Genomic DNA, 3,156 nt, shown 5'->3' on the forward strand with positions numbered 1-3,156 from the left:
TCTCGGGTCGAGCAGCTGGTCCAGGTACAGGATGCGAGCCTTATAGGCCGGTCGTGTGCTGGTCATGGGGCGGCGCGTCTAACGGCGCTGAGCCGGTCAGAAATTATCTCAGGATAAAATCCGTCGTTTGACGGCCCTGATTTTCCTCATAAATCGGAGAACAAGGATGGACTGGACCCCCGTGGCCCAAGCGGCTGCTGGTGTGCTGGCGCTCGCCATCACCACGGCTGGCGGCCTGCTTATCCCGCTGGCCCGCGCTTGGCTGAAGGAGAAGATCCTGGCCAGCCAAAACGCCCGCCTGGCGGCTGCGGCCGAGACCGTGGCAGCGGAGCTGGAGCGCGGTTTGATCCTCACCATGGATCAGGCCGTGGTGAACCTCCAGAACCGTCTGCCGGACACGATCGAGGATATCGGTGGCGTCTCGGCTGACGTCCTGCGCGCCCTGATCACCAAGGGCCGGGAAAAGCTGGTAGCGGCCAAGGTCAGGCCCGCTAGCGCCGCGTGACCGGCATCCTCGCCCGCTGGGGCGCCGTCGCGCTGGCCGTCCTCGGTCTGACGACGTGGGCGATCTGGGAACGCGGCGAACGGGCGTGGGCCCAAGCCGACGCACCTTCGGCCCGGATAGCCCTGGCTGCGAACGAGAAGGCCCTGGCCGAGCTGAAGGCCAACGCCGCGCGCAACGAGGAAGCCCTGCGCGCCGACGCCCAGGCGGCCCGCGAGCGCGCCGATGCCATCGCCGCCACCAGGAAGGTCATCTATGCGAGCCCGCCCTCTACGGCGTGCAGCACCAGCCCTGCTGTTGCTGCTGCTGTCCGCAGCCTGCGCCGCGCCCGTGACGCAGGTGCGGGTGCAGCCTCTCTCCCTGCCGGCCGGCCTGCTGGCCTGCCTGCCGCAGCCGGAACCCCCGCCCGATAGCGCCGACGACGCCGACCTCGCGAGTTGGGTGCTCGACCTCGCAGAGGCCGGGGCGGACTGCCGCGCGAAGCTCGATCGCGTGCGCGACCTGGTCGCGGCTCAGGCCGCGCCGACCAACCCTGGCCACCTGACGGAGATTATTCGATGAACAACGACTTCCTCAACAGCATCCAGCCCGTCAGCGGCTTCGCCGGGATGAACGGCGGAACCAAGGGCGGCAACGGCGGCAAGACCGTCACGGCCACCTCGGGTGACGAGCTTCAGGCGCTCATCGACGGCGCCACTGGCCCAATCATCATCGAGTTAAAGGACAACGTTCGCGGGTCCAACACCAAGGATGATGAGGTTCTGATCAAGAACAAGTCCTTCGTGTCCATCGTTGGCTCCGGCTCCGGCGTGGACTTCGCCGATATTGGCATCCGCTTCTTCGGCTCGAAGAACCTGATCCTCCACAACGTCGGCGTGTCGAAGGTAAAGGAAGGCAGCAAGGATGCTGTCGGCTTCGAGAGCGGCTGCCAGAACTTCATCGTGTCGCACTGCGATCTGAGCAGCCAGTTCGAGGACGTCAGCAAGGACTACTATGACGGCATTCTCGATGTGAAGCGTGGCTCGATCTACGGCACCTTCCTCTACAACCACTTGCACGATCATCACAAAGCACCGCTGGTTGGCCACACTGACGACGATACCACGAAGCCGCTGGACCGCTTCATCTCGTACTACCGCAACTGGTTCCGCAAGCTCGGCTCGCGCTGCCCATCCGTCCGCTACGGCTTCGCCGACATCCAGAACAACTATTACCTCGACATCGACACCACGGCCATCAACCTCCGCGAGGGCGCGAAGGGCTACGTCTCCGGCAATGTCTTCGAGAATGTCGATGACCCCATCGTCGGTGTGGACAGCGACTTTCCGGGCTGTGGAACCTGGGCAAGAACCTCTTCAAGTCCGCCGTGACCTGGGGCAGCAAGCCGGGCAAGGGCGAGGCCAGCGCCCAGGACGGCAAATTCACCACGGATTACAAGCCGCCTTGCACATACAACCCGCTCCCGCTGGAGGCGGTGGAAGAGCACGTCCGCGCCAATGCTGGCGTGATCAAGCCGGACGCGCTGCCTGTGCCCGGCGCCTCGGACCAGCTCACCCCCGAGCAGCCGCAACAGCCCGTGGAGGAGCAGCCGGCGGCCGAGCCTGACCAGCCCAGCCTGCCCGGCGTGCCTGAGCCTGAGCAGCCCGAGACGGAGCAGCCCGGTTCGGGCGAGACGGAGCAGCCTGCGGACGCGGCGGCGCTGTTGGACCGGGCGGAACAGGCGCTGGTGGCGTTGCGTCCTCTGCTGACACCTGCCGCTCCGGAGCAGTCGCAGCCCCCGGCTGGTGACGGCGACGACCTTCTGGCGCTGTTCGATGCCGCGACCGCAGTCGCCGAAAGGAAGCCCGACAGCAAGAACGGGAACAAGAAGGAGGTCCTCTCTTACCTGAAGCGCGGCCGCGAGCAGGCGGTGAAGATGCTGGACGGCGGCGGCTGATGGACTGGCAACCGATCAGCACGGCGCCCCGAGACGGGACGCACGTCATCCTCTGCAAACGCCGGAGGACGGACGGCTCCTATGAAGTCGGCGAGGGGTTCTATGACGACTGGGCCAAGGCTTGGGCCTGGGCTGACGAGCGTATGACCCATCCGGATCTCTGGCAGCCAATGCCAGAGCCTCCGGCCGACGCGGACTTCGCAGCACTGAACCGCCCCGGGTCTGCCGGAGGCCATTGGGCTTGGGTACTCGGCCAGGGCTGGTCCTGGCTTGCTGTATAGTAGCGCGCCTCGGCTTCGGCGGGAGGGATGTTCCCGATCGGCTCGAGGAGGCGTTGGTTGTTGAACCAGGCCACCCATTCGAGGGTGGCGAACTCGACGGCCTCGAGGGAGCGCCACGGGCCGCGGAGACGGATCACCTCCGTCTTGAATAGCCCAATGACGCTCTCGGCGAGGGCGTTGTCATAGCTGTCACCGACGCTGCCGACCGAGGGTTCAATCCCGGCCTCGAGCAGCCTTTCCGTGTACCGAATGCTGCCATATTGCCTACGTTCAACTGGCCGTCGCAACACCTGTCTGCGCTGATCGCAGCACCGCATCAAGAGCTTCGGCTGGGGTTCTCCACCCGAGCGTCTTGCGCGGCCTGCCGTTGAGCGCCGCGGCGACGGCCGCGAGGTCGTCGGCGTCCCACGCGCTCAGGTCCGTCCCCTTCGGGAAGT

Annotated in this window: 4 protein-coding genes and 1 pseudogene; 4 read left to right on the forward strand and 1 reads right to left on the reverse strand. The window is 66.0% G+C overall.

All coding sequences use genetic code 11. The annotated features are described in order from the left end of the window. Window positions 1-166: 166 nt before the first annotated feature. From ACO1BU_RS36480 to ACO1BU_RS36495, 4 genes are all read left to right on the forward strand, one after another. A complete protein-coding gene (locus ACO1BU_RS36480) occupies window positions 167-505 on the forward strand; it encodes a hypothetical protein (RefSeq protein WP_424140760.1) in 339 nt (112 codons plus the stop codon). A 252-nt stretch (window positions 506-757) separates the two neighbouring features. Next, window positions 758-1,063 carry an Rz1-like lysis system protein LysC gene (lysC, locus tag ACO1BU_RS36485; protein ID WP_424140761.1) on the forward strand — a complete coding sequence of 102 codons (306 nt, stop codon included), beginning with the start codon at window positions 758-760 and terminating at the stop codon, window positions 1,061-1,063. Continuing rightward, window positions 1,060-1,872: a pectate lyase family protein gene (locus ACO1BU_RS36490; protein WP_424140762.1), complete on the forward strand. Its 813-nt coding sequence runs from the start codon at window positions 1,060-1,062 to the stop codon at window positions 1,870-1,872. Before lysC ends, ACO1BU_RS36490 begins: the two co-directional genes overlap by 4 nt. Beyond that, on the forward strand, window positions 1,869-2,438 hold the full coding sequence (locus tag ACO1BU_RS36495; protein WP_424140763.1) for a hypothetical protein: 570 nt from the start codon (window positions 1,869-1,871) through the stop codon (window positions 2,436-2,438). The genes ACO1BU_RS36490 and ACO1BU_RS36495 overlap by 4 nt, the downstream gene beginning before the upstream one ends. Window positions 2,439-2,538: 100 nt before the next feature. Here ACO1BU_RS36495 and ACO1BU_RS36500 read toward each other — a convergent pair. Continuing rightward, window positions 2,539-3,156: pseudogene (locus tag ACO1BU_RS36500) on the reverse strand (integrase core domain-containing protein); the annotation flags it as partial.

It is taken from the genome of Roseomonas chloroacetimidivorans (genome assembly GCF_049629625.1).
GTDB classification, from domain to species: Bacteria; Pseudomonadota; Alphaproteobacteria; order Acetobacterales; family Acetobacteraceae; genus Roseomonas; species Roseomonas chloroacetimidivorans.